Raw genomic sequence first — 25,748 nt, 5'->3', positions numbered from 1 at the left:
TGGCAACAAAGCCACCCATACTCTCCGTCATCCCAGGGCTTGACCCTGGGATCCACAACCAAGCACGCGGACTTCTATTTCTCTGCAGTGGGCCGCCTTCGCTGTTTGCCCAGTGCCAGCCGCATGGATCCCAGGGTCAAGCCCTGGGATGACGGAGGAGAAGTGGTGCCCGGGATGGAGGAGGAGAGGTAGTGCCGGGACCAAAAGCGCGCCGGGCGCGATGAGCGAACCGCGAGTGCGGCGTCACAAAGTGTCACAGCCGCAACCACCCCCCACACAAAAACGGGCTTGCCGCGCGCAACCATTCGGCGTATCTCTTGCCCGTCGCGAAAAGCGACTGCCTCCCTTGATCCGCTCAGTGGCGGAGTAAACAGGTGGACGAATGGGTCGTCCAGGCGGTCGAGCACACGCCCTCCATGCGCCTCGGCCATGGTGCGGCCAGCACCTCCCTGAAACCAGTGCCTGACCAGATCAGGCCTCATCGTGAGCCATCGGCGCACTCTGTCGGCGCTTGTGCGCTCGCGTCGACCCGGAACGCACCCATGACAAGATCCCTTATCGTAATCTTCACCGCCATTGTTCTCGATGCCGTCGGCATCGGGCTGATTTTTCCGATCCTGCCGTCGCTCCTGCAGGACATCACCCATGCCGAAAGCGTCGCGCCCATTATCGGCGCGATGACCGCGCTCTACGCGCTGATGCAGTTCATCTTCGCCCCCGTGCTCGGAGCGCTGAGCGATCGGCTCGGCCGCCGGCCGGTGCTGCTGATTTCGCTGGCGGGGGCCGCCGTCAACTACCTCTTCCTCGCCTTTGCGCCCAATCTGACCCTGCTGTTCATCGGCCGGGCGATCGCCGGGCTGACCAGCGCCAATATCTCGGTCGCCACCGCCTATATCACCGACATCTCGCCGGAGGAGAAACGCGCCCGCCGCTTCGGCCTGTTCAACGCCATGTTCGGCCTCGGCTTCATCATCGGCCCGGTTCTCGGCGGCGTGCTCGGCGATTATTGGCTGCGGCTGCCCTTCATCGCGGCGGCCGCGCTCAACGGCGCCAACCTGCTGCTCGCCATCTTCGTCCTGCCGGAATCGCGTCCCGGCAGCCGCGAGACGATCGATCTGGCGGCGCTCAATCCGCTGAAGCCGCTGCGCTCGGTGCTGGAGGTCAAAAGCCTGCTGCCGATCGTCATCCTCTTCTTCATCTTCAGCGCCACCGGCGAGGCCTACGGCACTTGCTGGGCGCTGTGGGGCAGCGATGCCTTCCACTGGAACGGGCTGTCGATCGGCCTCTCACTCGGCGCCTTCGGCATCTGCCAGACGTTTGCCCAGGCTTTGCTGCCCGGACCGGCCGTCCTTCTGCTCGGCGAACGCGGCGCCATCCTCACCGGCGTCGCCGGCGTCTCACTCGCGCTCACCGTCATGGCCTTCGTCGGCCAGGGCTGGATGATCTTCGCCATCATGCCGATCTTCACCCTCGGCGGCATCGGCGTGCCGGCGCTGCAATCGCTCGCCACCCGGCAGGTCGACGAGAACAGCCAGGGCCAGTTCCAGGGCGTGCTGGCCTCGGCCGTCAGCCTCGCCTCGATCGTCGCGCCGCTCGGCTTTTCCAGCCTCTATTTCCTCTTCAGGGCGGAATGGCCGGGCGCCATCTGGCTCTCGGTCGTCGCCATCTACGCGCTCACCGTGCCGCTGGTGCTCGGGTTGCGGCTGAAGACGGCGGAGCGGGTTGCGGGCTGAGGCTGCTCGGCAGGCCGAGGCGGTGTCGATACGGGATCTGCTCCCGGTCTTCCGGCGCGTATGGCGACAAAGCCAGCCACACGCTCCGTCATCCCAGGGCTTGACCCTGGGATCCACAACCAAGCACTCTGCCGGCATGGCAGGATATGTTTATATCGTCACGAACCAGAAAAACGGCACCCTCTATATCGGCGTGACATCCGATCTGGAGCGCCGCATCTATGAGCATCGCGAGGGCCTGACGCCGGGCTTTGCCTGGAAATATGGCTGCACCCGCCTCGTCTGGTACGAGGAACATTGGGATATCGGCAGTGCGATCCAGCGCGAGAAGTCGCTGAAACGCTGGAACCGACAATGGAAGATCGATCTGGTCGAAGCGATGAACCCCGAGTGGGACGATCTCTATCTTACGCTGTGGTAATGCGAGGCGTCCTCTGTCGTGCTCGTCACATGGATCCCAGGGTCAAGCCCTGGGATGACGGAGGAGAGGTAGTGCCGTGATACACAAGCCTCGCCGGCGCGATGGAGCTCGGCTCCCCAGCGGTATTGCAGCGACGGCAAAGGCGGCGCCTCGCAAGCTATCGCCGGTGCGTTTGGCCAGAACGCCAACCCCACACTCCGTCATCCCAGGGCTTGACCCTGGGATCCACAACCCGGCTCTCGACTTCAATAATTTCCCTGCAAGTGGACGCCATCTCTGTTCACACGGTGCGAGCCGCATGACGGATGAGAGATGGTGCCGGGACGCACATGCCTCGCCGGCGCGACGAAACTGCTGCAATACAGGCGTCGCATCTGCCCGCGATCACGGCCCGCTCTTCCATGTCAGCCCAAATACGCGCAGCCAGTTGTCGAAAGCGAATTTCGACAGGCTCTCTCCGTCGAAGCCGCTTTTCCTCATCACTTCGAACAGATGCGGCAGGCCGCTGGCATCCTTGATCGCCAGAGGGATCACCGCACCGTCGAAATCGGAGCCGAGGGCGACGCGGTCTTCTCCGACGCGGTCGATCACATATTTGATATGGTCAACGATCTCGTCGAGCGGGGTATCGTCCTTCAGGTCGCCATCGGCGCGGATGTCGTTGACCGAGAGGTTGAAGCCGATCACGCCGTCGCTATCGCGGATGGCGTCGAGCTGCCTGTCGGTGAGATTGCGGGTCGAGGGGCAGATGGCGTGGGCGCAGGCATGGGTGGCGACGAGCGGGGCGTCGCTCAAGGCCGCCACATCCCAGAATCCGCGTTCGTTCAGATGCGCCAGGTCGATCATGATGCCGAGCCGATTGCAGGTTCTGACCAGATCCTTGCCGCTCTCGGTCAGCCCGGGGCCGGTATCCGGCGACCTGGGATAGGCGAAGGGAACACCGTAGCCGAATATGTTCGGGCGGCTCCAGACCGGCCCCAGCGACCGCAGGCCCGCCGCATGCAGGCGATGGAGATAGTCGAATTCGCCATCCAGCGCTTCGGCCCCTTCCATATGAAGCACCACGGCAAAGGCCTTCGCGGCCCTGGCGGCGGCGATCTCATCGACATCAACCGCCAGGCGCATCCGGCCGCCGGAGCGGCGGATCAACGTCTCCAGCGCCAGACGCTGGGCCTCGATCTGCCGGCGGGCATAAACCGGATCGAGGCTCTCGGCATAGATGACCTCGTAGCCGTCTTCTCTTATGATCAGGTCGTTTTCCGGCGGATGCTCCGGGGCCGCATGCAGCGCAAACAAGCCGCCGACCAGGCCGCCCTCGCGGGCCCGCGGCAGATCGAGGTGCCCGCTTTCCGACCGCAGTAAAAAGTCGCGGCCGGAGGCGGTGTATTCCGCGATGAATTGAACCGCGTCATTATGCCCGTCGAAGACATCGATTTCGGCCATGTCGGTTTCCTCTTGGCAAATCGCTTATCCATTTTGGAGAGATTTATCTGCTCAAATGAGAGGGAGATTCAATGCCTGGCATATTCTGGCCAGTGGACACCATCGCTCTTCACGCAATGCCAGCCGCATGGATCCCAGGGTCAAGCCCTGGGATGACGGAGGAAAGGTGGTGTCCTGGGATGAAGGAGGAGAGGTGGTGCCCGGGATACATAAGCCACGCCAGCGGAGCTGGTTCGGCAGCGGCGACGAAGCTGCGGCTCCGCGGCGGCGATGGATCGGCGGCAAAAGCGGGCATTATAGCTGCGCCGACGGAGCGTTTGGCGAGAACGCCAACCCCACGCTCCGTCATCCCAGGGCTTGACCCTGGGATCCACAGCCCGGTGCTCGGCTTCAACAATTTCCCAGCTTTGGCTGCATCACTCTTCACGCAATGCCAGAAGCCGCATGGATCCCAGGGTCAAGCCCTGGGATGACGGAGGAGAGGTGGTGTCCTGGAATGACGGAGGAAAGGTGGTGTGCTGGGATGGAGGAGCAGAGGTGGTGCCTTCCCCAAAATCAAACACCCGCCTACGCCGCCTCCCCCGCCTGCACCGCACCCTCCGCCAGCTTGCGCGCCGCGACGAAATCGACCTTGCCGGAGCCCAGCACCGGCACCTTGCCGATCGTGACTTCGGCCGGCACCATCATGTCCATGGCGCCCTTCGACTTGGCGAAGGCGAGGAATTCGGTGCGGGTGGCGGTTTCGGATTCGGTGAGCAGCACCAGGCGCTCGCCCTTCTTCGGGTCGGGCAGCGAGGAGACGACCGAGAGCGCGCCGGGCCAGAGTTCGGCGGCCAGCGTTTCGACGGCGGCGAGCGAGATCATTTCGCCGCCGATCTTGGCGAAGCGTTTGGCGCGGCCGCGGATCTTGACGAAGCCGTCCTCGTCGATGGTGACGATGTCGCCGGTGTCGTGCCAGCCATCGGCGAGCGGCTCGAGCACGCCGGGCTTTTCGGCGCGCAGATACCCGGCCATGACATTGGCGCCGCGCACATGCAGCCTTCCGCCCTCGTCGATGCCGGGCACCGGTTCGAGCTTCCACTCCATACCAGGCAGGATTTTGCCGACCGTGCCGGAGCGGTTGTACATCGGGGTGTTGATGGAAATAACAGGCGCGGTCTCGGTGACGCCGTAGCCTTCCAGGATGCGCAGGCCGAATTTTTCCATATAGGTGTGGCGGGTCGAGGCCTTCACCGGCTCGGCGCCGGAGAAGATGTAGCGGATCGAGCGGAAATCATACGGGTGCGCGGTCCTGGCATAACCGTTGAGGAAGGTATCGGTGCCGAAGATGATCGTGGCGTTGGAGACATAGATCAGCTCCGGCACGATGCGGTAATGCAGCGGCGACGGATAGAAATAGACCGGCACGCCTGAGATCAGCGGCAGCACGGTGCCGGCCGTCAGCCCGAAGGAATGGAAGACCGGCAGGATGTTGAACACCTTGTCGCCGCTGTGGAAATCGATGCGGGCGGCGGCCTGGGCGGCGTTCGACAGGATGTTGCGGTGGGTCAGCACCACGCCCTTCGGCGTGCCTTCCGAGCCGGAGGTGAAGAGGATGACGGCGGGATCGTCGGCCAAGCGTTTCACCAGCGGCCGGCCCTTGCGCAGCAGCCCGCGGATCTTGTCGAGCGCGCCGATTTCGGCCCGGAGATCATCGAGCCAGACGATCGTCACCTGCTTTTCCATCTCGGCGATAACCGGGCCGAGCTTGGCCTGGGCGACGAAGGCGCGCGAGGTCAGCACATGCTTCACCTCGGCGGCCTTGCAGGCGGAGAGGATATTGGCGGCACCGGCGGTGAAGTTCAGCATGGCCGGCACCTTGCCCGCGCTCATGACGCCGAGGATGGTGGCGGCGGCGCCATTGGCATTCGGCAGCATGACGCCGATGTTTGCCTCCGGGAAGCGGGCGCGGAATTTGGCGCCGAGCACGACGGCACCCGTCAACAGCTTGCCATAGGTGAGGCTGCCGGTGACCGGATCCTCGACGGCGAGTTTTTTCATGCCGAATTCGTGGGCCGCCTGAATGACGCGGCCGAGCACGGTGGACGAGGTATCGGCGGTCTCGAACAGCAAGTTCGACATCACCTGATAAAGCGCAGCACCCGCCGCCGTGCGGCGCTTGCGGCCCTTCAACTCGGCCGGCACTTCGAGCTTCACCGGCTCGAGAATGGTGACCTTGACCTTGGGAAACAGCCGGCGGCGGATCTTGCCGTTATCGAGATAGGAGAGATAGCTCTTCTCCAGCCCGTCGATCTTGACCGGCACGACCATCGAGCCGGTTTTGTCGGCGACCATGGCGGCGCCGTCATAGACCTTCATCAACGTTCCCGTCACCGTCAGGCGGCCCTCGGGGAAGATGCCGATCGGGCTGCCCTCCTGCACCACCTTGATCAGCGAGCGCGTCGCCATCGGCTTGGTCGGGTCAAGCGGCAGGAACTTGCACATTTTCAGGAAGGGCCGCACCCACCAGGCCTGGGCGATCTTGTAATCGACGGCGAAGGTCGGCTCCTCCTCGGTGATGGCGAGCGCGAGCGCGCCATCGAGCAGGCTGACATGGTTCAGCGCAATGATCGGCGCGCGGCCGGCCTTCTTGATATTCTCCAGCCCCTCGACCTCGAGGCGCATGAAGGCGCGGAACAGGATCGAGATGAAATCGCGGAAGGGATTGGTCGGCAGCGTCTTCAGCATCAGCCAGGCGACCGCGAAATTGAGGATGCCGAGGCCGATCAGAATCTGAGGGATGGAGGCGCCGAGCGCCTGGATGACGGCGACGAGGCCGAGGCCGACGGTGATGAACAGCGCCGAGAGCACGTTGGCGGCACCGATGACGCGGGCGCGGCGATCCTCATGCGCCCAGGTCTGCAGCGCGGCGAAGGTGGGAACGGCGATGAAGGCGCCCGCGATCGCCATGCCGGCGAGATCGATGGCGACGCGGATGGTGTTCTCGCCGGCGAAGAAATCGAGGATCGTCGTCGCATGGGCGGCAGAGGCCAGGCCCCAGAGATTCCAGGCGAGATCGAGGCTGAAGAGCCCGAGCAGCGCCGTGCCCACAGGGGCCGGCAGCAGCACGATGCGGCCCGACGACATCCAGGCGGCAATGCCGGAGCCGACGGCGACGGCAATGGCAAAGACGGTGAGATAGGCGGGAACGACGAGCTCGGAGCCGCCGAGCAGCTCGGTCACCATGGTCGGCAGGATCGACAGCACGAAGGCGCCGACCAGCCAGAACCAGCAATTCATCAGCGCCGAACGCCAGAGCCGCTTGTCTTCGCGGATTTCCATGACCAGCGTGTAGCTGGAGCGAATGACGTTGCGGTCGATCTCCAGATCCGGCGCCTTGGAGCCGGTGGGCGGGATCATCCGGCTCGCCAGCCAGCAGAGCAGCGACAGCCCCATCATCATCGAGCCGAACAGCAGCACATTGTCGCCGCTGGAGAAGGCGAGTGCGGCGATGATCGTGCCGCCGAGGATGGCGATGAAGGTGCCGCCCTCGATCCAGGCATTGGCCTTCGGCAGGTCGCGGCGCTCGAGATGATCGGGCAGGATGCCGTATTTGATCGGCCCGAACAGCGCCGAGATGACGCCGAAGCCGAAGAGCGCTGCCATCAGCACGAAGATGGAGGAGAAGCCGAGGCCGACGACGGCCAGCGCGGCAATGCCGATCTCGCAGCGTTTCAGCAGTTCGGCCACCTCAGCCTTGTCGTGCTTGTCGGCAAGCTCGCCGCCGAGCGCCGAAAGCAGCAGGAAAGGCACGATGAGGATGACGCCGGCAAGCGTCACCAGGGCGGCACCCTCGCTCGCCGACATCTTGAAGAGAATGAGGAACACCAGCGTGTTCTTCAGAAAATTGTCGTTGAAGGCCGTGAGGAACTGGGTCCAGAACAGCGGCGCGAATTTTCTAGACGTCATCAGATTGTGTTGCACGGCGGGAGTCCTTCTTTAGGCAGCTCGAGAAGGCCACAGAGTTGTTACCCGTTGGTTGAATGCGGCAACAACTCTGCGCTGTGGTTAAGGAAGATCAATCTTCATCGCTACGATTGAATTTGACCAGCAGCTTTTCGGTGCGGGCATCTTCGACCTTGCGGATCAGCTTCTCGGATTCGGCATTGTCGCGCAGCGTCTTGGTGATGTTCACCGTGGTCTGCACCAGCATCAAGATGCCCATGGCGAGATAGCCTTTGCCCCAGAGATCGAGCGGCATCATGTAAAGGCCGAGGGCCAGCATGAAGGCGGCGGCGCCGAAGGAGATGTAGGAGAAGCTGACCCAGCTGGCGGAATGTTTCTGGAAACTGTCGTTCATGGTGATGACCCTTCAATTTTTAGGGGTGAATGGATGGATGAATTCAGGCGGCCGGGGTGATGCGGCTCTTCAGCCGGGCAAGCACATCATCGGCCGATGAGGTGAGCGGCGCGCCGCAGCCGGCATTGGCGAGCTTTTCGATGATGCCGGCCGGCCGCGTGGCGCTTTCCATGTCCTTCAGCGCGGCCGCCGTCAGCTCGTTCTGGCTCTGGCGCAGGCGCAGCCGCGCCAAGGTCTCCTCGGCCTCATCGAGGGTGGCGAGGCCTGGGCCGGCGACGACGACATCGAGCTTCTGTGCCTCTTCAGTCGCCCGGGCCAACCGTTCGCCGCGCTGCAGCTCCTGCAGCCGCGCCTCGGCCGAGCGCACGATGCCCTTCAGCTTGCCGATCGAAGCGGTGAACTGGGCCTGCGCCGCCACCGAGGCATCGCGCTCGGCTTCGAGAAAGGCGATCGCCTCGGCCGCCTCGCGGGCCAGGCCCTCATTGCCCTTGGTGAGTGCGGCGCAAGCGCGGGTCTCGAGATCGGCGATGCGGCTGAGGATCGTCTGATGCTGCGCCTTTTCCTGCTCGTTCTGGGCGATGGCGACGGCGACGCTGCGGCGCGCCGACTGGATCGCCTGGGCGGCATCGCGGATCTGCTGGGCAAGCAGCGGCACGGCGTGGCGATCGGCAAAGGCCTGCTCGGCATCATGCGCCCTGCCCCGCAAAAGAATGGAAATCAGTTTGAACATTTCTTGCCTCCGGCTTATGAACGTTGTTCACGAGTGCTGTTATGGCAGAATCATGAACGACGTTCAAGATAAGTTTTGAACGCCGTTCAAAAAATCGAAGTGGAATGGTTAATGGCCGGCAGGCGAGAAGAAAAACGCGAGGACCTGAAGGCGCGGCTGATCGAGGCGGCGCGCGAGCGCATCGCCCGCGACGGGCTGACCAATCTGCGCGCCCGCGACATCACCCAGGACGCCGGCTGCGCGCTCGGCGGCCTCTACACCGTCTTTACCGACCTCGCCGAACTCGTCATCCACGTCAATTCGTCGACGTTGAAGGCCTTGGAGGCGAAGCTGACCCTGCCCGAGGCCCGCGACAAAAGCCCGACCGATCGCCTCCGCAACCTCGCCCAGGGCTACCTCGCCTTCGCCGTCGAGCACCGCAACCTCTGGAAGGCGCTGTTCGACCACTTCCCCCCCGACACCAGCCCGACGCCGCAATGGCACCTCGACGAACACCTCTTCCTGATGGACGTGATCGCCGAACCGCTCGCCGAACTGCAGCCCGACATGCCGCCGCAAGACCGCGCCATCCGCGCCCGCACCCTCTTCAGCGCCGTCCACGGGGTGGTCAGCATCAGCCTGGAGGGACGCTTCGTGGGATTGCCGCTGGAGCGGCTGGCGCGCGAGGTGGACGAACTGGTGCAGACGATCGCGGCCGGGGCGGAGCGGCGAAGGGAAGCGGGCGCGTGAGGGCGGCTGGCGGCGAGTTTGGCAGCAGCGCTCCCCCACCCTCCGTCGTCCTCGGGCTTGACCCGAGGACCCATGCCCGGTGCTGATGCAACTCCGCCCCAAAGCCTGCCCCTCACCCTAACCCTCTCCCCGTAAACGGGGCGAGGGGACGTGCCACGCGCGACGTTGGAGAGGGACGGAGAGCTCGCGGCATATCCCCTTCGCCCCGCAAGCGGGGAGAAGGTGGCGGCAGCCGGATGAGGGGCTGGCCGCCCCAGAAGCAACCCAATGATGTTTGTCTATCAAAAACGGCCGATCTTGAAAGACAAACTATTTTGAGTGTGGCTCGTGAGAGTCAACTTGGCTTGAGATCCAGAATTGGAGGTTTTTGAGAGTCAACGACATCTCGCCTCCTGCCACTTCCCTCTCCCCACCCTCCGTCACCGGACTTGACCCAAGCACCCCCACCCAAGCACTCTGCCCCCACCACGCCACCGCGAAAGGAAACCCCATGAGCCGCATCTTCATCACCGGTTCCACCGATGGCCTCGGGCTTGCCGCCGCCCGCACCCTCATCAGCCAAGGCCACGACGTCGTCCTCCACGCCCGCTCCCGCGAGCGCACCGCCGCCATCGCAGAGACCTCAGCCGTCGCCCTCGGCCTCGTCATCGGCGATCTCGCCAGCGCCGCCGAGACGCGCTCCATCGCCGAACAGGTCAACGCCATCGACCGCATGGACGCGGTCATCCACAATGCCGGCATCTACCTCGAACGCAGCCGGGGCGAAACGCCTGAAGGTCACGCCAAGACGCTGGCTGTCAACGTGCTCGCCCCCTATCTCCTCACCGCCTGGATCACCCGCCCCGACCGCCTGATCTATCTCTCGAGCGGCATGCACCGCAGCGGCGCCAGCAGCCTTGACGATATCGACTGGAAGCGGCGGCCATGGAACGCCAGCCAGGCCTATTCCGAAAGCAAGCTCTACATCGCCACCCTCGCCGCCGCCCTCGCCCGCCACTGGCCGGATGTCTTCAGCAACGCCGTCGACCCCGGCTGGGTGCCGACCAAAATGGGCGGCGCCAGCGCGCCGGATGATCTTGAGATGGGGCATCTCACGCAGACGTGGCTGGCGACGAGCGATGATGCTGCGGCCAGGGTGAGCGGCGGGTATTGGTATCACCGGCAGCAGCGGGAGGCGGCGGCCGAAGCGGGTGATCCGGGGTTTCAGGAGGCACTGGTGGGGAGGCTGGCAGAACTCACAGGCGTCCGTTTATTCGAAGAGCGAGAGTAAAGCGCATGGCCGGCCAATTAGCGGGAGTTGCCGCGTTCGAAACTTCACGAAGTCTCTTCGAACCTTTCTCCAAACCCGGCACCGCATTTCGGCAGAGATTGAAGATAGCCCCCCTGTGGTCTTTTTCCTACACAGATCAATATAATAGCCGAACATCTCCCACTGGAACCGATATTCCTTGTAAGGAATATTGGGGCCGGGTTATCAAGGTGTGAAACGGAGCATGCGCATGGGTAAATTGGCTGGAAAAATCATCGAAGCGTCCGAAGCAAGCGGCTCGCGCGCTGATCATGCCGAAGGCTTGGATTTGCGTCGGCTCCGGCTGTTATCTGGCCTCACCCAGGCTGAAATGGCGATCCGCCTAAACGTTCAGCAAGCAGCCGTATCGAAAATTGAAAAAGGTGGAGAAGTCTACCTTTCAACTGTTCAACGGTATGTGGAAGCGCTAGGAGCTTCTTTGCGCGTAGAAGCCGTTTTTCCATCGGATGCGCGGCTTGTGTTGCGCATCAAGGAAGCTTTCGATGCCGAATACGGCAACGATGATCAGCTCGTCTTTCCTCTGCTGGCGGATGAGCCGTTTCGGGCGCAGAAAGACGTAGTGCTCTCGATCAGACCCCAGTATTCCGAGAAGATATTGGAGGGACGCAAAACGGTTGAACTGCGGCGTCGTTTTCCCATATCAGCGCCTGGCGGCACGATTGCTTACATTTACTCCACCTCACCGGTTCGAGCGATGGTCGGTGTCGCTGAGATCAAAGACGTTCTTAAATTGCCGATCGAACAGATCTGGGCCGAGTTCGAGGACACGGCCTTTATCGAGCGAGCAGACTTCGATAGCTACTTTCAGGGAGTGGACTTCGGCTTTGCGCTGCTCTTTGAAGATGTGAAGTCCTTTGCAAGGCCGATCCCTCTAAACGAGCTCCGTGAGCGGTTTAGCTTCGAGCCTCCTCAATCCTATTTGTACGCAAGTCGCGATCTTCGAAAGGCATTGAGACATGAGGCAGCAGTCGTATCTCATTGATACGAACATTCTAATCGGGCTGGAAGATTATCGTGCTGTCGGGGCAGCATACGCCAAATTCTCGAGCCTCGCCGCGGCGCATAAAGTCAATGTCTTCGTCCACGAAGCTGCGCGTGACGATATAGCTCGAGATAAAGATGCCGAGCGCCGCCGAATATCGCTCAGCAAGATCGCAAAATACCAGATCCTCGGCAAAAGACGTGGCCTGACCCAAGCAGAACTGGAGGCCGAGTTCGGTCCCCTCAGGAAGCCAAACGATATCGTAGACGCGATCCTTTTGCATACGCTGAAGAGCAACGCCGTCGACTTTCTCGTTTCGCAAGACAAAGGGCTTCATGAGCGAGCCCTCAGGCATTCAGCTGAGTTGGGACGCCGCGTTCTGTTCGTCGGTGACGCGGCCGATCTTCTCACGCAAACCTACGAACCAAAACAAGTTCCGATCCGTCATGTCGCGGAGGTCGACGCGCATATGATCGACCACGAAGACGGCTTCTTCAACAGCCTTCGCGATGGGTATCTCGAGTTCGATGACTGGTGGCGCGAAAAATGCGTGAGGCAGCATCGCCCCTGCTGGGTTGTATATGATGACGACAAGCTTGCCGGCCTGATCGTTCGGAAGGAGGAGACCGCTATCGACACAGATGCGGTCACAAAGGTTGAAAGAATTCTGAAAGTTTGCACATTCAAGGTCGCTCCCGAGAAGCGCGGTGTGAAATTGGGAGAATTACTTCTTAAGCAAGTGCTTTGGTACGCCCAGATGAACGGCTACGATCTGGCGTATCTTACCACCTACGAAGATCAGGCCACGCTGATTAACTTGCTGGAGTTTTATGGTTTTCGCCAGGCCGGTAAAAAGCCTGATGGCGAACTGATTTATGAGCGGGCCTTCTCTTTGGAAAAGCTCGCCGACGATCCGGCAGTGACAGCCTACGAAGCCGCACGGAAGAATTATCCGCGGTTTCTGGTGACCGACGAAATCAGAGGCTTCGGTATCCCGATTAAGGAGGAGTATCACGATACACTCTATCCGGATCTATGGAACCCAAGGCAATCAGATTTATTCAACGGAACTTCGACGGCCGACCGCCCGGCACGCCCGGGAAATACAATCCGAAAGGTATATCTTTGTCGGGCGCCTTCAAATCTTGGTCCGGCGGGTTCGTTGCTATTCTTTTATAAAAGCGCTTCAAAGGAGCAGCCTTCTCAAGCCATTACAGCTCTTGGAATATTGGAAAGTATCACCCTTGCCAAATCTACAAGAGAGCTTATGCATCTAACGGGAGGCAGATCAGTGTACAGTGAGCAACAGCTAGACGCGTGGAATGCAACACAAGCGCGACCGGTCAAGGTCATCAATTATCTGCTTGTATCGTATATCGAGCCGGCGATCGGTCTTGATGAACTGCGGCGGATAGGTGTCGTGAATGGCAACCCACAGCAATCGATCTATGAAATAAGGCATGATCAGCTAAGGCTCTTGCTCGACCGTGCGAATCTTGAGTTCGACGTATGATGCGTTCAGTCACCGTCGCGTCGCCACTCCGTCGTGCAACACCACCCCCAAACCTTGGACCAGCGGAAGCTGGGCTTTTCCGGCTTCATTCATAGACGCTAACTCGTTGCACCTCCGGAATTCGACGAGGAGTGCAGCATAGTAGCGGCTTGGAAGGTTGCAGCGTAAAGCACATAGTCCGCCGCGACAAATCGGCAGAACCTGCGGAGCGCAGAATCTCTAATTAAAAAGATATGGGGTCTTTAGCGTGCCGATCATCTATTTAGTGATTACCAGTTATTGCGCGCTTGCAGTCGTGTTTCTGGCCGCCGCATTCTATCATCTCGGGAAGATCGGCTACCCCCAGCAAGATTTCTATTATGAAGACCTACATCAAATGCACTGGGAACGCTGCACATTGGCAGCTTTACCTTATTTGAGCATATCTCTGCTGATGGTCGTCGGCCCAGTGCTCTGGTTTTATGATCAGGCCACTGCACTAGTGATGCCAATCTTTCAAGGAAGTGACCGCGCAATTGGGGTAGCACTGATATGGCTGATCTGGATTGCCTCATGGTTCGTTGTTGCGATAAGCGCCGTCGCGCTGGTCGGAACGATCTACTATCGGATGTGGCTCGCTGCAGGGCATCGCGCCCAGCACCAGGCGTTCATTGAGGCTACCCAGATCATCCAGATAGCCTACGGACCAAAACACTGGCGCAGGTGGATTCAAATGAAGCGCCCGAAGAGGCCCTGAAACGAAAAAGAGGTCAGGAGAAAATTGACGAAGCCAGACTTGGCTGGGGCGCCTGGATTCGAACCAGGGGATGGCGGTACCAAAAACCGCTGCCTTACCGCTTGGCTACGCCCCACCAGAGCTTTCGGCGCTAAGCGCCGGCTCAAATCGACGCCTGATTAGCAAAGCTCTCCGTCTGTCACAATGACTAAGTTGCGCATCGGGCAGATTTATGCGCTGCAGAGTGCAGTGGGCCGTGCTAGGAATGGGCGACGTCATCGGCCGCGAGATCATCGCCTTCATGGAAAGCCCCGCATTCGACCTTGCTTTCGAGCCGGCCTATGGGCGCGCCGTGCCGGTGGCGCCTGGGGTCGGGCGGATCACGGCGGAAAATCCCGGGCCTTTCACCTTTTACGGCACCAACAGCTATATCGTCGGCGCTTCCTCGGTCGCGGTCATCGATCCCGGGCCGGAGGACGAGGCGCATTTTCAGGCGCTGATATCAGCACTTGGCGGGCGGGAGGTGACGCATATCTTCGTCAGCCATACCCATCGCGATCACTCGCCGCTTGCCCGGCGGCTGCAGGCGGCGACGGGGGCGGTGACGGTGGGGCAAGGGCCGCATCGGCCGGCGCGGCCGCTGAGGGCCGGTGAGGTCAATCCCTTTGCCGAAAGCTCGGATCTGGAGTTCGTGCCGGATCTGACACTCGGCGACGGCGAGACGATTGCGGGGGATGGCTGGGGGCTGACAGCGGTGCTGACGCCGGGGCATACGGCCAATCACGCCGCCTTCGCGCTCGAGGGCCGCAACATCCTCTTTTCCGGCGATCATGTCATGGCCTGGTCGACCTCGATCGTCGCACCGCCGGATGGTTCGATGGCGGATTATATGGCTTCGCTCGACAGGCTGATTGCGCGCGAGGACAGCCTGCTGCTGCCCGGCCATGGCGGGCCGGTGCGCGAGCCGAGGAGCTTCCTGCCGGCGCTGAAGGCGCATCGGCGGGGGCGCGAGCAGGCGGTGCTGGCGCGGGTTGCGGCCGGCGACCAAGGGATAGCGGAGATGGTGAAGGCGATCTATCGTGATACCGATCCGAAACTGCATGGGGCGGCGGCCCTTTCCGTGCTCGCCCATATCGAGCATCTCATGGAGCGCGGCGCGATTGTCGCGGATGGGCCGCCTTCGCTTGCCGCGCGCTACCGGCCGGCGTAAAGAGAGGCGGAGGGAGATCTGAATGGGCCGCGCCGATTACAGCTATCGCAACGATCCCGCCGTTCCCGCCTTTGCCGATGACCGGCCGCTGATCGTCTTCGATGGCGAATGCGTCTTCTGCTCCGGCTGGGTGAAATTCGTGCTGAAGCATGACAGGCGGCGGCGATACCGGTTCCTCGCCGCCCAGTCGCCGCTCGGCGAGGCGCTTTACCGGCATTACGGCCTCGATACGCGCGACTACGAAACCAATATCCTCATCGAAGGCGGCCGCGCCTTCTTCAAGTCCGACGGCACGATCCGCATGGTGGCGAGCCTCGGCTTTCCCTATTCGCTGGCGAAGCTCTTTCGGCTCCTGCCGCGGCGCGCGCCCGATGCGCTTTATGAATTCATCGCCCGCAACCGGCTGAAGATCGCCGGCCGTCAGAGCTGCATGGTGCCGACGCCGGAGCAGCGCAGCCGCTTCATCGCATGAGCGGCGGCACCTTTTCCCTGCTGATCATCGGCGGCTACGGCGCCTTCGGCGGCCGGCTCGCCCGGCTGCTCGGCGAGGAGCCCAGGCTCAGGCTGCTGATTGCCGGCCGCTCGCTCGAAAAGGCCGATGATTTCGTCTTCGATCTCCGCTCGCCAAAAGGCGGCGCCGGGCGGCTCGGCAGCAACGATCTCGGCGCCTGGCTGCAGGCGGTGGTCTTCGATCGCGACGGCGATCTCCGGGAGCAGCTGACACGGCTCAGGCCCAATCTCGTCGTCGATGCCTCCGGGCCGTTCCAGAGCTTCATCGGCGATGGCTACAAGGTGGTGCGGGCCTGCATCGACCTTGGCATCGATTATGCCGATCTCGCCGACAGCAGCGGTTTCGTCGCCGGCATCGGCGGGCTCGATGCCGAGGCGAAGGCGAAGGGCACCTTCGTGCTCTCGGGGCTCAGCAGCCTGCCGGCGCTCTCCTTTGCGGCGCTGGAGGCGATGGCGCCGCATTTTGCCCGCGTCGACAGCGTGGCGGCCGGCATTGCCCCCTCGGCGCATGTGAAGATCGGGCTCAATGTCGTGAGAGCCATCGCAAGTTATGCCGGCAAGCCGGTGGCGCTGCTGCGCGAGGGGCAGCCGGCCGAGGGGCGCGGGCTGATCGACGAGATGCGGGTGGCGATCGCGCCGCCCGGTGTGGCGCCGCTCGCCAGCCGGACTTTCCTGCTGGTCGATGCACCCGATCTGGCGCTGCTGCCGCGGCACATTGCCGGCCTGCAATCCACCTTCACCGGCGTCGGCACCGAGCCGCAGGCGCTGCAGCGGCTGCTTTCGGCTGCCGCCCGGCTGGTGGAGATCGGGCTCTTGCCCTCGCTCACGCCGTTTGCGCGGCTGCTGCAGGCCGCCAGCCATCGCTTCGCCGTCGGCGCCCATCGCGGCGGCATGTTCGTGCGCCTGGGCGGCCTTGATCGCGATGGGCGGCGGCTGACGGCGGACTGGTCGCTGATTGCCGAAGGTGATGACGGGCCATTCATCCCGGTCCTCGGCGTCGAGGCGCTGGTGCGCCGGCTGCTCGATGGCCAGCGGCCGCAAAGCGGCGCCCGGCCGGCGGCGGGGGAATTGCCGCTGGCCGATTTCGAGGCGGCCTTCCAGCGTTTCTCGATCACCTCCGGCATCCGGCTGGAGCATGCGGAAGAGGCCGAACCGCTCTACAGGCGCGTCCTCGGCGACGCCTGGGAGAGCCTGCCGCCGGCGCTTGCGGCGATCCATGGCGGCGGCACCCGGCTTGCCTCCGGCCGGGCGCGGATCGAGCGCGGCCGCGGCCTCCTCCCCCGGCTGATCGCCGGCATCATCGGCTTTCCCGCCGCCGGCGAGGATGTGCCGGTCGCGGTGCGCTTTGTCGCGGATGGCGACAAGGAGATCTGGACGCGGTCTTTCGGGGGCAAGACCTTCCGCAGCTGGCAGGCCGCCGGCACGGGCCGCGACCGCCACCTGCTCGCCGAGGTGTTCGGGCCGTTCCGGGTGCTGCTGGCGCTGGTGCCGGAGGGGCAGAAGCTCAGGCTCGTGGTGCGCGGCTGGCGGTTTTGCGGCATTCCGCTGCCGCTGTTCCTGGCGCCGGGTGGGGATACTTACGAGGAGGAGCGCGATGGGCGCTTCCACTTTCACGTCGAGATCGGCGGGCGGCTGACGGGGCTGGTGGTGCGGTATTCGGGGTGGCTAGTGTTGGAGTGAAGGGGTGGCGCTTGACTGAGCCGACGCGCCTGGCCGCCCCCTCAGGGCGTTCGTAACTGCAATCGATTCACCGGATCGATTGCTGGCGCATTGCGCCACCGTTGCTCACCCATCACTCCATCGGGCGATGGGCCTTCTCGAAGCAAGTGCTATAGTTCCATTTCGGTCGTTTCACCTGAGACGCTCCGGGAAAGGAATTATTCCATGGGAGACCAGAAGCGCCCGCTGCAGCCTGGAAACACCGCGCCCGCGTTCGAGCTCGCCACAGCCAATTTCGACGGAACGGTCTCCTTGGCCGACTTGAGCGGCCGGCCGTTCCTGATCGGATTCTTTCGCGGGCTGCACTGCCCCTTCTGCCGACGCCAGCTCGAACAGCTTGCCGGCATCGAGCCCGCCCTCAACGTCGCCGGGGTGAAGACCGTGGCGGTTATCAACACGCCGGTGGAACGCGCTCGCCTGTATTTCCGCCACCGCCCGACGCCGGTGACGCTGCTCTGCGATCCAGACTGCCGCACGCATCGCGCCTTTGGCGTGCCCCATGCCGAGTTCCAGCCCGATGGCAGCAGCGAGCCGCCGGAATGGCCTTACACCGCGACAATGGCGCAGTTTCAGGCGGCGCGCATCAATCCCACCGGCGAGTTCCCGGAACCGCTCCAGCCGATGGAAGCCAATACAATCCTCAACGCCAAGGACCGCTTCGCGCTTGATGAAGCCGATCATGCGATCTTCGCCAAGCACGCCACCCAGCTCGTCGGGCACTTCCTGGTCGATCAGAACGGCACCATCGCCTGGGCACAGATGGAGGCGCTGGACGGACCCAGCAGCCTTTGCATCTTCCCGACCGCAGCGGAGATCATCGCCGCCGTGGGCGATCTTGCACGCTGACCCGCATCGCTTTCGGCGATCGAGCCATGCGAGACCGTGCGGGGAATAGAGAGTTCGCGGCGTGTCCTCTTCTCCCCTCGGGGGTCCGAAGGACGGGTTGAGACCCGTGGCTCAACCCCGGTCGGTGCCGGCAGGCGGATGAGGGGGCCACACGGCACATCCTCACCTCACAACCTATCCCGCGATCCTTAGGTGAGCGCGGTCAAGGGATGCGAAGCTGTTGGAAAGACCAGCGCGACCGGCCCCCTCATCCGCCCTACGGGCACCTTCTCCCCGAGGGGAGAAGAGGGAATCGAAAGGTTGCGGCACATAACCTGGCCCTTCGCTTGGGCTCAGGGCGTTCGCAACTGCAATCGATTCACCGGATCGATTGCTGCCGCTTCGCGGCACCGGAAGCGGGTCGAGTCTGCCGCACCCTCTCCCGGCCCTTCGCTTGGGCTCAGGGCGTTCGCCGCTGCAATCGATTCACTGGATCGATTGCTGCCGCCTTTGGCGGCACCGCGGCTCACCCACCCGCAATCCCCAAGAGTTCGGCATCCAGCGCCTTCAGATAATCGCCGGCGATTTCGGCGCTGAAGCCGAGGTCGTGCTGGCCGTAGCGGGAGGCGACGCGGATGTCGACGAAGGTGGTTTCGGCCTCTTCGCGCAGCCGGATGATCATATCGAAGCGCAGGCCGAGGATCAGCGTGCGGGTGGTCGCCTGCAGCGTCACGCCGTTGGCGCCACGGATCAGCTTGGCAACGTCGTCGTCATAGGGGCGCGGCGTCGGCACGGGAATGATGCCGGGCGCGTCGGTCACGGCATCGTCGCCGGGGGCGGGCTTTGCCGGCCTGTCCTCGAGATCGCGGTCCGGCTCGCTCGTGCCGGTGCTCTTGACGATCGTAAAGCCGCTCTGCTTCGCGACCTTGCGCACCGCCTCCAGCACGCGGTCGAGCGCGCCTTCGTAACGCCGGCCGGTCAGTTCGGGATAGGCTGAAATCTGCTTTTCGCGATCCTCGGGCGTCACGAGATTGCGCTTCAGCCAGATCTGATCGGCCTTCGGCGGCGACAGCCAGTCCGGTTCCGAGACCGGATCGGTGGAGACGTCATAGATGTCAGGCAGCGTCAGGTAACGCTCGGCGGCAAAGGCGCCGATGCCGAGCGGAAAGGCGGCGTAGATCAGCGCGGCAAGGGCGGCAAGCCCGCCTTCGGCCCCGGTCATCCAGAGGCTGCGCAGGCCGATTGCGGCAAGCAGGGCGGCAAGCAGCGCGAAGCCCGCGGCGGTGAACAGCAGCAGCACGAGATAGGGCGTGGCGAGCCCGCCGAAGCGATGGGCGACCAGCACGGCCAGCGCCAGAACCAGCGAAAATGCCCCGAGCAGCCGCGAAAAGCGGGCGGCGCTGGAAACGGGGCGGTCGTAGCGGATGGCCATCAAACTTACCGGTTGCTCGTCAGCGCCGCGCCCTCAACACGCGCAAATCGCCATACCCTGTTTAGTGCAAGATTCGGCTGAATTGAAACTGTTGTCTCGGAATATCAGATGGAATTCAGCGGAGACCGCCGGGCAATCGGCCGCCCACCTTCATAAGCCCTTGCTGATATGCAAAAAAAAGGCCATTCTGCCGCGGTTTCATCTCCGAGGTCATGTACAGGAGAGACGGGATGATTTCACCCGAAATAACAGCAAGGCCGCAGGCGTCTGCGCTTGGCGGGATCGATCACACCGAACCGGCGCTGCCGATGGAGCTCGTCGAGCTCGAACTTTCACTCGAAGGTTATGCCGGCGGCGATGCCGGCTTCTGCGAGGCGGTGCGCCAAGCAGCCGGCCGTTCCGGCGGCGAATTGCTGTTCGACCTGCCGGCCGCCGGCCTGATCGAGGATTGCCGCCGCATCGCCGTCCTGCGCATTCCCGATGGCGAGAACATGCGCGTCGTGCTGGCGCTGCTCGATCAGAACGGCACCGAGATCCGCATGCAGGCGCCCGACGAGGACACCGCGCATCTCGTGCGTTTCGCCGATGCCTTCATCGAGGTGCTGGAGCGGATCTGAGCGTCATTGTTGAGATTCAACGCCGCTCGGCCGCGGCTTCCGCCAGGCTGCGGAAGGGAAACTTGCGGCCGCACTCGCACTTGATCATGAAGCTTTCCTGGTGATTGGCGGCGCGCTGCACGCCAAAGCCGCGCGGCAGCTGATCGACCTTGAAATCCGGGTGCTTGCGCTTGGGATCGTCGATCTCCGAGGCCTCGGCAAAACCCGCATTGCCGCATTGCGGGCAGTTCAGTTTCTTCGAAAATCGATCGCGGATGGCCATGCTCGTTCCAATATTTGCAAGCCCCTCATACAGAGGAATCGCCGGCGGCGAAAGTGGAACCATCTGCCTGGGCTGCCGTTCCTTTTTTCAAAAGGAGGCGATCATGCCCAACAGAGACCCGATACCGAATGCCGATACCCCACGCGGCCCGACGCCGACACCCGGCATTCCCGACCGAACCCAGGAAAAACCACCGCTGACACCGGCACAGGACCCCGGCGATACGAAAAACCCGCAAGACCCGCCGCTCGATCCGGCGCTGCTGCCGATCGGGGATCCGGCGGGGGCGGCGTGAAAGCCTGATGAGAGCGCATACTCACGCTCCCTCCTTCCTGTCCTCAGGACTTTGCCCGAGGGATGTCACAGGAATGAGGGAGAATGAGGAGAGTGCCCTCAGCCGATCTCCCCCCTTGTGGGGGAGATGTCCGGCAGGACAGAGGGGGGGGTGCCCTGCCGCTACGCGAACCAAAACAAAGGGCACGATCACCATAATTGATAGTATGAAAGCCGTCCGACTGCGACGCACTGAGGGCTTTGAACCCCCCTCTGCCCTGCCGGGCATCTCCCCCACAAGGAGGGAGATCGGCAGGTGGCGGGCGCCTCGCGAAAAACGGGCGCTTCTCCTGGGGCGGCAGTCGCAACTTGACGCCAACACCCGAATGGCATTTCCTTCTGGAAAAGCAAGGAATACCCCGATGCGCGTCCCTCTTATCTTCACCCTCCTCGCCCTCGCCGCCAGCCTTTCCGCCTGTCAGACGATGACGCCGGAGGAGCGGCGGGCGGCGGATGAGCAGCGGTGCCTGAGCTATGGTTTCCGCCGCGGTACGGATGGGTTTGCCACCTGCCTGCAGCGCATCGATCTCGACCGGCGGGCGGAATCGCGGGCTGCGAGCGCGGAGATGATGGACCGCATGGCCTGGGATCTGAACGGGCCCTATGTCTACCGCGACCGCTGGCGCTATCGTCACTGACGAGCCCGGCTTACCTGCTCGCTGCAATCACCGCCTGGGCCGCCGCCAATCTCGCGATCGGCACGCGGAAGGGCGAGCAGGAGACATAATCGAGGCCGATCGTTTCGCAGAAGCGGATCGAGGCCGGGTCGCCGCCATGTTCGCCGCAGATGCCGAGCTTCATGTCGTTGCGGGTGCGCCGGCCGCGTTCGGCAGCGATGCTGATCAGCTCCCCTACCCCGTCGAAATCGAGCGAGATGAACGGGTCGTGCTCGATGATGCCCTTGCGCTGATAGGTGGGGATGAAGGCCGACGCATCGTCGCGCGAGATGCCGAAAGTGGTCTGCGTCAGGTCGTTGGTGCCGAAGGAGAAGAATTCGGCCGCTTCTGCGATCACATGGGCGCGAAGGGCGGCACGCGGCAGCTCGATCATCGTGCCGACGAGATAATCGATCTTCATGCGGGCCTCGCGCATGACATCGCCGGCGATGGCATCGATGCTGGCCTTGACGTAATCGAGCTCGGAGCGCAGGCCGACGAGCGGCACCATGATTTCGGGCACGACGGCCGCTCCGGTCTCCTGGGCGGCCGCCACCGCCGCCTCGAAGATGGCGCGGGCCTGCATTTCGACGATCTCGGGATAGGAGATCGCCAGCCGACAGCCGCGATGGCCGAGCATCGGGTTGAACTCGTGCAGCGCGTCGACGCGCTGGCGCAGCGCCAAGGGCTCCATGCCCATGGCGAAGGCGACCTCGGCCACCTCGTCGTCGGTCTTCGGCAGGAATTCGTGCAGCGGCGGGTCGAGCAGGCGGATCGTTACCGGCAGGCCGTGCATGACGGTGAAGAGGCCGGTGAAATCCAGGCGCTGCATCGGCAGGAGCTTGTCGAGCGCCAGCCGCCTGCCCTTCTCATCCTCGGCAAGGATCATCTCGCGCATGACATGGATGCGCTCGCCCTCGAAGAACATGTGCTCGGTGCGGCAAAGGCCGATGCCTTCGGCGCCGAAAGAGCGGGCGGCGCGCGCATCGGCCGGCGTATCGGCATTGGTGCGGACCGTCATGCGCCGGACACGGTCGGCCCAGCCCATGATGCGGCCGAAATCGCCTGATAGTTCCGGCTGGATCATCGGCACCTCGCCCTTCAGCACCTGGCCGGCCGAGCCGTCGATGGTGATGACATCGCCCTTCTTCAGCGTGACGCCGATGCCGAGCAGCCGCTCGTTGCGTTGATCGATGCGCATGGTGCCGGCACCGACGACGCAGGGAATGCCCATGCCGCGGGCGACGACCGCCGCATGGCTGGTCATGCCGCCGCGCGTCGTCAGGATGCCTTCGGCGGCATGCATGCCGTGAATATCCTCCGGGCTGGTCTCGACGCGGAGCAGAATGACCTTGCGGCCCTCGGCCTCCGCCTCGACCGCCTCTTCGGCGGTGAAGACGATGGCGCCGGTCGCAGCCCCCGGCGAGGCCGGCAGGCCGGTGCCGATCACCTGGCGGTTGACGCGCGGATCGATCGTCGGATGTAAGAGCTGATCGAGGCTCGAAGGTTCGATGCGCAGCACCGCCTCCTCCTCGGTGATCACTTTCTCATCGACCATGTCGACGGCAATCTTCATGGCCGCCCGGGTCGAGCGCTTGCCGGCGCGGGTCTGCAGCATCCACAGCTTGCCGCGCTCGATGGTGAACTCGATATCCTGCATGTCGCGGTAATGGATCTCGAGCTCGGAACAGATGCGGCTGAGCTCGCGGAAGGCCTCCGGCATCAGCTTTTCCATCGAGGGCTTGTCGGAGCCGGAGGAAAGCCGCCCCTCCTCGGTGATGCTGTGCGGCGTGCGGATGCCGGCAACGACATCCTCCCCTTGCGCATTGACCAGGAATTCGCCGTAGAGCGCCTTTTCGCCGGTCGAAGGGTTGCGGGTGAAGGCAACGCCGGTCGCCGACGAATTGCCGAGATTGCCGAAGACCATCGCCTGGATGTTGACCGCCGTGCCCCAGCCTTCCGGAATATTGTGCAGCTGGCGATAGGTGACGGCGCGCGCGCTCTTCCAGCTGGAAAAGACCGCGCCGACCGCGCCCCAGAGCTGGACTTCCGGATCCTGCGGGAAGTGCTTTCCCAGTTCCTCCTCGATCAGCCTCTTGTAGAGGGAGACGATATGCTGCCATTCGGTGGCGCTGATTTCGGTATCTAATTCATGGCCGAGCTTGGCCTTTTCGTCTTCGAGGATCTCCTCGAAGGCGTCGTTGCCGAGGCCCATGACGACGTCGGCATACATCTGGATGAAGCGGCGGTAGCTGTCCCAGGCAAAACGCGCGTCGCCGGCATCGTGGCCGAGCGCCTGCACGGTCTCGTCATTGAGGCCGAGATTGAGCACCGTGTCCATCATGCCGGGCATCGAGACGCGGGCGCCGGAGCGCACCGAAAGCAGCAGCGGCTGGCTGGTGGAGCCGAAATGGCGGCCGGTGATCGCCTCGATCGCCGCTATGCCGTCGCGCACCTCGGCCTTCAGCCGCTCGTCGATATGGCCGCCATTTTTATAATAGGTGTCGCAGGCATCGCTGACGATCGTCAGTCCCGGCGGAACGGGAAGGCCAAGAGCGCACATTTCAGCAAGATTGGCGCCCTTGCCGCCGAGCATCTCATGGTCGCGCGCGCCACCCTCAGCCTGCCCGTCGCCGAACCTGTAGACCCACTTGGTCATCTTCCCCCCAACACCACGGAAGGATCAGCGTGATCCCTCAGCTGTCGACAACGCCGCCAACTTCTCTTTCGTCATGCTCGGCCTTGTGCCGAGCATCTGCATCCGCTTGATAGGGCAGCAGATCCTCGGCACAAGGCCGAGGATGACGCCGAGTAGAAAGCGACGTCCGTCAACAAACTTAGGAATTAGCTTAATGCCTTGGTGTTGAAATGAAAATCCACAAATGCGGCGAAAATGCTGCGGCGCACAATAATTTTCGCAGTCAAGCGGTCGAAGGCCTGAACCGCACCTGATGTGAACAAGGCATAAAAAAAGCTTTGCGGGACTGCAACAATGTCCCGCAAAGCCTTGTTTCCGTCCGGCCAGGAAAACCGGACGGGGGGTCCCTCAACCCAGGACGGTTCATGGAACCGCCCTGATCTTCGTTTGTGCAATACCTCAGGATTTCCCGGGATTGCTCAAACACCTTCCGGGTCCTTGCCCTCTACCCGGAAAGCGCATCGCAAATTCGACAATGCACAACGCTGACCGCCCGCTTTTCAGCAAAGTCATCAGGTTGCGTTGAAACAACTTCTAATGCAAGTCAGAGAAAAGAGCATCATCCAAATGGGGTACGGACCCCAAGACAGCCGACCTTTTTTGGTGTTTATCGCCGAATGCGGGAAAATTGCGCGCGATTTGTGCGGAGTCCGTCTCGAGCGCGTCCCGACCGGCCGATGAACAACCGCCTTGTCGTCGATGCGACCCTCTCGAAACGAGACGGCGGTGAGTGTCGGAATCCCGTTGGGCCACACGTCTTCAATGCAGACTAGCGATGGAGAAAGCGATGACGATCACCATTACCGCCTTTGAACGTTCGCCCGATCGCGGCCGCGGCCTGGCGCGCGACATGCGGGTTCGCTGGGCGCTCGAGGAAGCGGGCCAGCCCTATGAGGTTCGCCTCGTCTCATTCGAGACGATGAAGCAGCCGGCGCATCTGGCGCGCCAGCCTTTCGGGCAGATCCCGACCTATGAGGAAGGCGATCTTACCCTGTTCGAATCCGGCGCGATCGTCCTGCATATCGCCGAGCGTCATGGCGGCCTGTTGCCTAGGGATGCCAACGGCCGGGCGCGGGCGATCGCCTGGATGTTTGCCGCGCTCAATACGGTGGAGACGCCGATCTTCGAGCACAGCCTCGCCAGGATCCTCGAGCGCGACGAGCCCTGGTACGAGCAGCGCCTGCGCGCCCTCGAGAGCAGCATCCGCAAACGGCTGGACAGTCTTGCCGCCCATCTCGGCGACGCCGACTGGCTCGACGGCGCCTTCAGCGCCGGTGACTTGCTGATGGTGTCGGTGCTGCTGCGGCTGAAGTCAGCCAATATCCTCGACGATTATCCGAGCCTCGCCGCCTATGTCGCCCGCGGCGAAGCGCGCCCGGCCTATCAACGCGCCTTCGCCGCGCAGCTCGCGGTCTTCCAGGCCGCCTCGGCGGGCTGATCCCAGGCGGGCCGGTGTCAGGGCCGAGCCTATCCGCGCAAGGCGTGCGAGCAGCTGGGCGACCTCGGCAGCAGAACGGCGACGGATCCGAACGGAAATGCAATGACGCGCCCCACCGGTCCGCGCCTCCTGCC

At 63.1% G+C, this 25,748-nt stretch carries 23 protein-coding genes and 1 tRNA gene; 15 read left to right on the top strand and 9 right to left on the bottom strand.

The genetic code is table 11. From position 1 onward, the window contains the following. Window positions 1-542 precede the first annotated feature (542 nt). The gene (locus AMK02_RS05280) at window positions 543-1,733 is read left to right on the top strand and encodes a TCR/Tet family MFS transporter (protein ID WP_064800979.1); all 1,191 of its coding nucleotides are present in this window, start codon (window positions 543-545) and stop codon (window positions 1,731-1,733) included. A 136-nt stretch (window positions 1,734-1,869) separates the two neighbouring features. Next, window positions 1,870-2,154: a GIY-YIG nuclease family protein gene (locus tag AMK02_RS05275; RefSeq protein WP_020920629.1), complete on the top strand. Its 285-nt coding sequence runs from the start codon at window positions 1,870-1,872 to the stop codon at window positions 2,152-2,154. A gap of 384 nt (window positions 2,155-2,538) precedes the next feature. Here the strand turns inward: AMK02_RS05275 and AMK02_RS05270 are convergent, their stop codons facing one another. From AMK02_RS05270 to AMK02_RS05255, 4 genes are all read right to left on the bottom strand, one after another. Further along, entirely contained in the window at window positions 2,539-3,597 is a 1,059-nt protein-coding gene (locus AMK02_RS05270; RefSeq protein WP_064800978.1) for a dipeptidase, read from the bottom strand. A gap of 567 nt (window positions 3,598-4,164) precedes the next feature. Next, on the bottom strand, window positions 4,165-7,560 hold the full coding sequence (locus tag AMK02_RS05265; RefSeq protein ID WP_064800977.1) for an acyl-[ACP]--phospholipid O-acyltransferase: 3,396 nt from the start codon (window positions 7,558-7,560) through the stop codon (window positions 4,165-4,167). A 94-nt stretch (window positions 7,561-7,654) separates the two neighbouring features. Beyond that, on the bottom strand, window positions 7,655-7,936 hold the full coding sequence (locus tag AMK02_RS05260; protein WP_011424367.1) for a YiaA/YiaB family inner membrane protein: 282 nt from the start codon (window positions 7,934-7,936) through the stop codon (window positions 7,655-7,657). Window positions 7,937-7,979: 43 nt separating this feature from the next. Further along, window positions 7,980-8,666: a PspA/IM30 family protein gene (locus AMK02_RS05255; protein WP_064800976.1), complete on the bottom strand. Its 687-nt coding sequence runs from the start codon at window positions 8,664-8,666 to the stop codon at window positions 7,980-7,982. Between the two features lie 111 nt (window positions 8,667-8,777). Here AMK02_RS05255 and AMK02_RS05250 point away from each other — a divergent pair, with 111 nt between their 5' ends. The 5 genes from AMK02_RS05250 (at window position 8,778) to AMK02_RS05225 (ending at window position 13,935) form a co-directional block, all read left to right on the top strand. After that, the gene (locus AMK02_RS05250; protein ID WP_064800975.1) at window positions 8,778-9,395 is read left to right on the top strand and encodes a TetR/AcrR family transcriptional regulator; all 618 of its coding nucleotides are present in this window, start codon (window positions 8,778-8,780) and stop codon (window positions 9,393-9,395) included. A gap of 490 nt (window positions 9,396-9,885) precedes the next feature. Next, window positions 9,886-10,665 carry an SDR family NAD(P)-dependent oxidoreductase gene (locus AMK02_RS05240; RefSeq protein WP_064800973.1) on the top strand — a complete coding sequence of 260 codons (780 nt, stop codon included), beginning with the start codon at window positions 9,886-9,888 and terminating at the stop codon, window positions 10,663-10,665. 229 nt (window positions 10,666-10,894) lie between these two features. Continuing rightward, window positions 10,895-11,686, top strand: coding sequence for a helix-turn-helix domain-containing protein (locus AMK02_RS05235; RefSeq protein WP_037144084.1), 792 nt, complete (start codon window positions 10,895-10,897; stop codon window positions 11,684-11,686). Beyond that, entirely contained in the window at window positions 11,661-13,199 is a 1,539-nt protein-coding gene (locus AMK02_RS05230) for a GNAT family N-acetyltransferase (RefSeq protein WP_064800972.1), read from the top strand. Before AMK02_RS05235 ends, AMK02_RS05230 begins: the two co-directional genes overlap by 26 nt. 247 nt (window positions 13,200-13,446) lie before the next feature. Next, entirely contained in the window at window positions 13,447-13,935 is a 489-nt protein-coding gene (locus AMK02_RS05225) for a hypothetical protein (RefSeq protein WP_064800971.1), read from the top strand. A 40-nt stretch (window positions 13,936-13,975) separates the two neighbouring features. Here the strand turns inward: AMK02_RS05225 and AMK02_RS05220 are convergent. Continuing rightward, window positions 13,976-14,050 (bottom strand) — tRNA-Gln (locus AMK02_RS05220). Between the two features lie 165 nt (window positions 14,051-14,215). Between AMK02_RS05220 and AMK02_RS05215 the strand changes: the two genes are divergently transcribed. The 4 genes from AMK02_RS05215 (at window position 14,216) to AMK02_RS05200 (ending at window position 18,199) form a co-directional block, all read left to right on the top strand. Further along, window positions 14,216-15,124 (top strand): MBL fold metallo-hydrolase, encoded by a 909-nt coding sequence (locus AMK02_RS05215; RefSeq protein WP_064805946.1) that lies wholly within the window; start codon window positions 14,216-14,218, stop codon window positions 15,122-15,124. Between the two features lie 22 nt (window positions 15,125-15,146). Beyond that, entirely contained in the window at window positions 15,147-15,596 is a 450-nt protein-coding gene (locus tag AMK02_RS05210; RefSeq protein ID WP_064800970.1) for a thiol-disulfide oxidoreductase DCC family protein, read from the top strand. Next, window positions 15,593-17,314, top strand: a complete 1,722-nt coding sequence (locus tag AMK02_RS05205) for an SDR family oxidoreductase (protein WP_064800969.1) — start codon at window positions 15,593-15,595, stop codon at window positions 17,312-17,314. Before AMK02_RS05210 ends, AMK02_RS05205 begins: the two co-directional genes overlap by 4 nt. A gap of 204 nt (window positions 17,315-17,518) precedes the next feature. Continuing rightward, window positions 17,519-18,199: a peroxiredoxin-like family protein gene (locus AMK02_RS05200; RefSeq protein WP_064800968.1), complete on the top strand. Its 681-nt coding sequence runs from the start codon at window positions 17,519-17,521 to the stop codon at window positions 18,197-18,199. A gap of 505 nt (window positions 18,200-18,704) precedes the next feature. Here AMK02_RS05200 and AMK02_RS05195 read toward each other — a convergent pair. Continuing rightward, a complete protein-coding gene (locus AMK02_RS05195; protein WP_064800967.1) occupies window positions 18,705-19,610 on the bottom strand; it encodes a DUF1499 domain-containing protein in 906 nt (301 codons plus the stop codon). Between the two features lie 230 nt (window positions 19,611-19,840). Between AMK02_RS05195 and AMK02_RS05190 the strand changes: the two genes are divergently transcribed. After that, a complete protein-coding gene (locus tag AMK02_RS05190; RefSeq protein ID WP_064800966.1) occupies window positions 19,841-20,227 on the top strand; it encodes a hypothetical protein in 387 nt (128 codons plus the stop codon). Between the two features lie 16 nt (window positions 20,228-20,243). Here the strand turns inward: AMK02_RS05190 and AMK02_RS05185 are convergent, their stop codons facing one another. Beyond that, complete coding sequence (locus AMK02_RS05185; protein ID WP_064800965.1) at window positions 20,244-20,489, bottom strand: hypothetical protein; 246 nt, start codon at window positions 20,487-20,489, stop codon at window positions 20,244-20,246. A 103-nt stretch (window positions 20,490-20,592) separates the two neighbouring features. On the opposite strand from AMK02_RS05185, the gene AMK02_RS05180 reads away from it, so the two are divergent. Continuing rightward, on the top strand, window positions 20,593-20,784 hold the full coding sequence (locus AMK02_RS05180; RefSeq protein WP_041678836.1) for a hypothetical protein: 192 nt from the start codon (window positions 20,593-20,595) through the stop codon (window positions 20,782-20,784). Window positions 20,785-21,184: 400 nt separating this feature from the next. Further along, window positions 21,185-21,460 carry a hypothetical protein gene (locus tag AMK02_RS05175; protein ID WP_064800964.1) on the top strand — a complete coding sequence of 92 codons (276 nt, stop codon included), beginning with the start codon at window positions 21,185-21,187 and terminating at the stop codon, window positions 21,458-21,460. Window positions 21,461-21,470: 10 nt separating this feature from the next. Here AMK02_RS05175 and ppdK read toward each other — a convergent pair whose 3' ends face one another. Beyond that, entirely contained in the window at window positions 21,471-24,137 is a 2,667-nt protein-coding gene (gene ppdK, locus AMK02_RS05170; protein ID WP_064800963.1) for a pyruvate, phosphate dikinase, read from the bottom strand. A gap of 185 nt (window positions 24,138-24,322) precedes the next feature. Continuing rightward, window positions 24,323-24,481 carry a hypothetical protein gene (locus tag AMK02_RS31625; RefSeq protein ID WP_189636996.1) on the bottom strand — a complete coding sequence of 53 codons (159 nt, stop codon included), beginning with the start codon at window positions 24,479-24,481 and terminating at the stop codon, window positions 24,323-24,325. Window positions 24,482-24,963: 482 nt separating this feature from the next. Here AMK02_RS31625 and AMK02_RS05165 point away from each other — a divergent pair, with 482 nt between their 5' ends. Further along, window positions 24,964-25,614 carry a glutathione S-transferase family protein gene (locus AMK02_RS05165; RefSeq protein ID WP_064800962.1) on the top strand — a complete coding sequence of 217 codons (651 nt, stop codon included), beginning with the start codon at window positions 24,964-24,966 and terminating at the stop codon, window positions 25,612-25,614. The last annotated feature ends 134 nt before the right edge of the window (window positions 25,615-25,748 follow it).

This window comes from Rhizobium sp. N731 (assembly GCF_001664145.1).
Lineage (GTDB): Bacteria > Pseudomonadota > Alphaproteobacteria > Rhizobiales > Rhizobiaceae > Rhizobium > Rhizobium esperanzae.
Note: the sequence above shows the minus strand (reverse complement) of the source record. Positions and strands in the feature narration are given on the sequence as shown.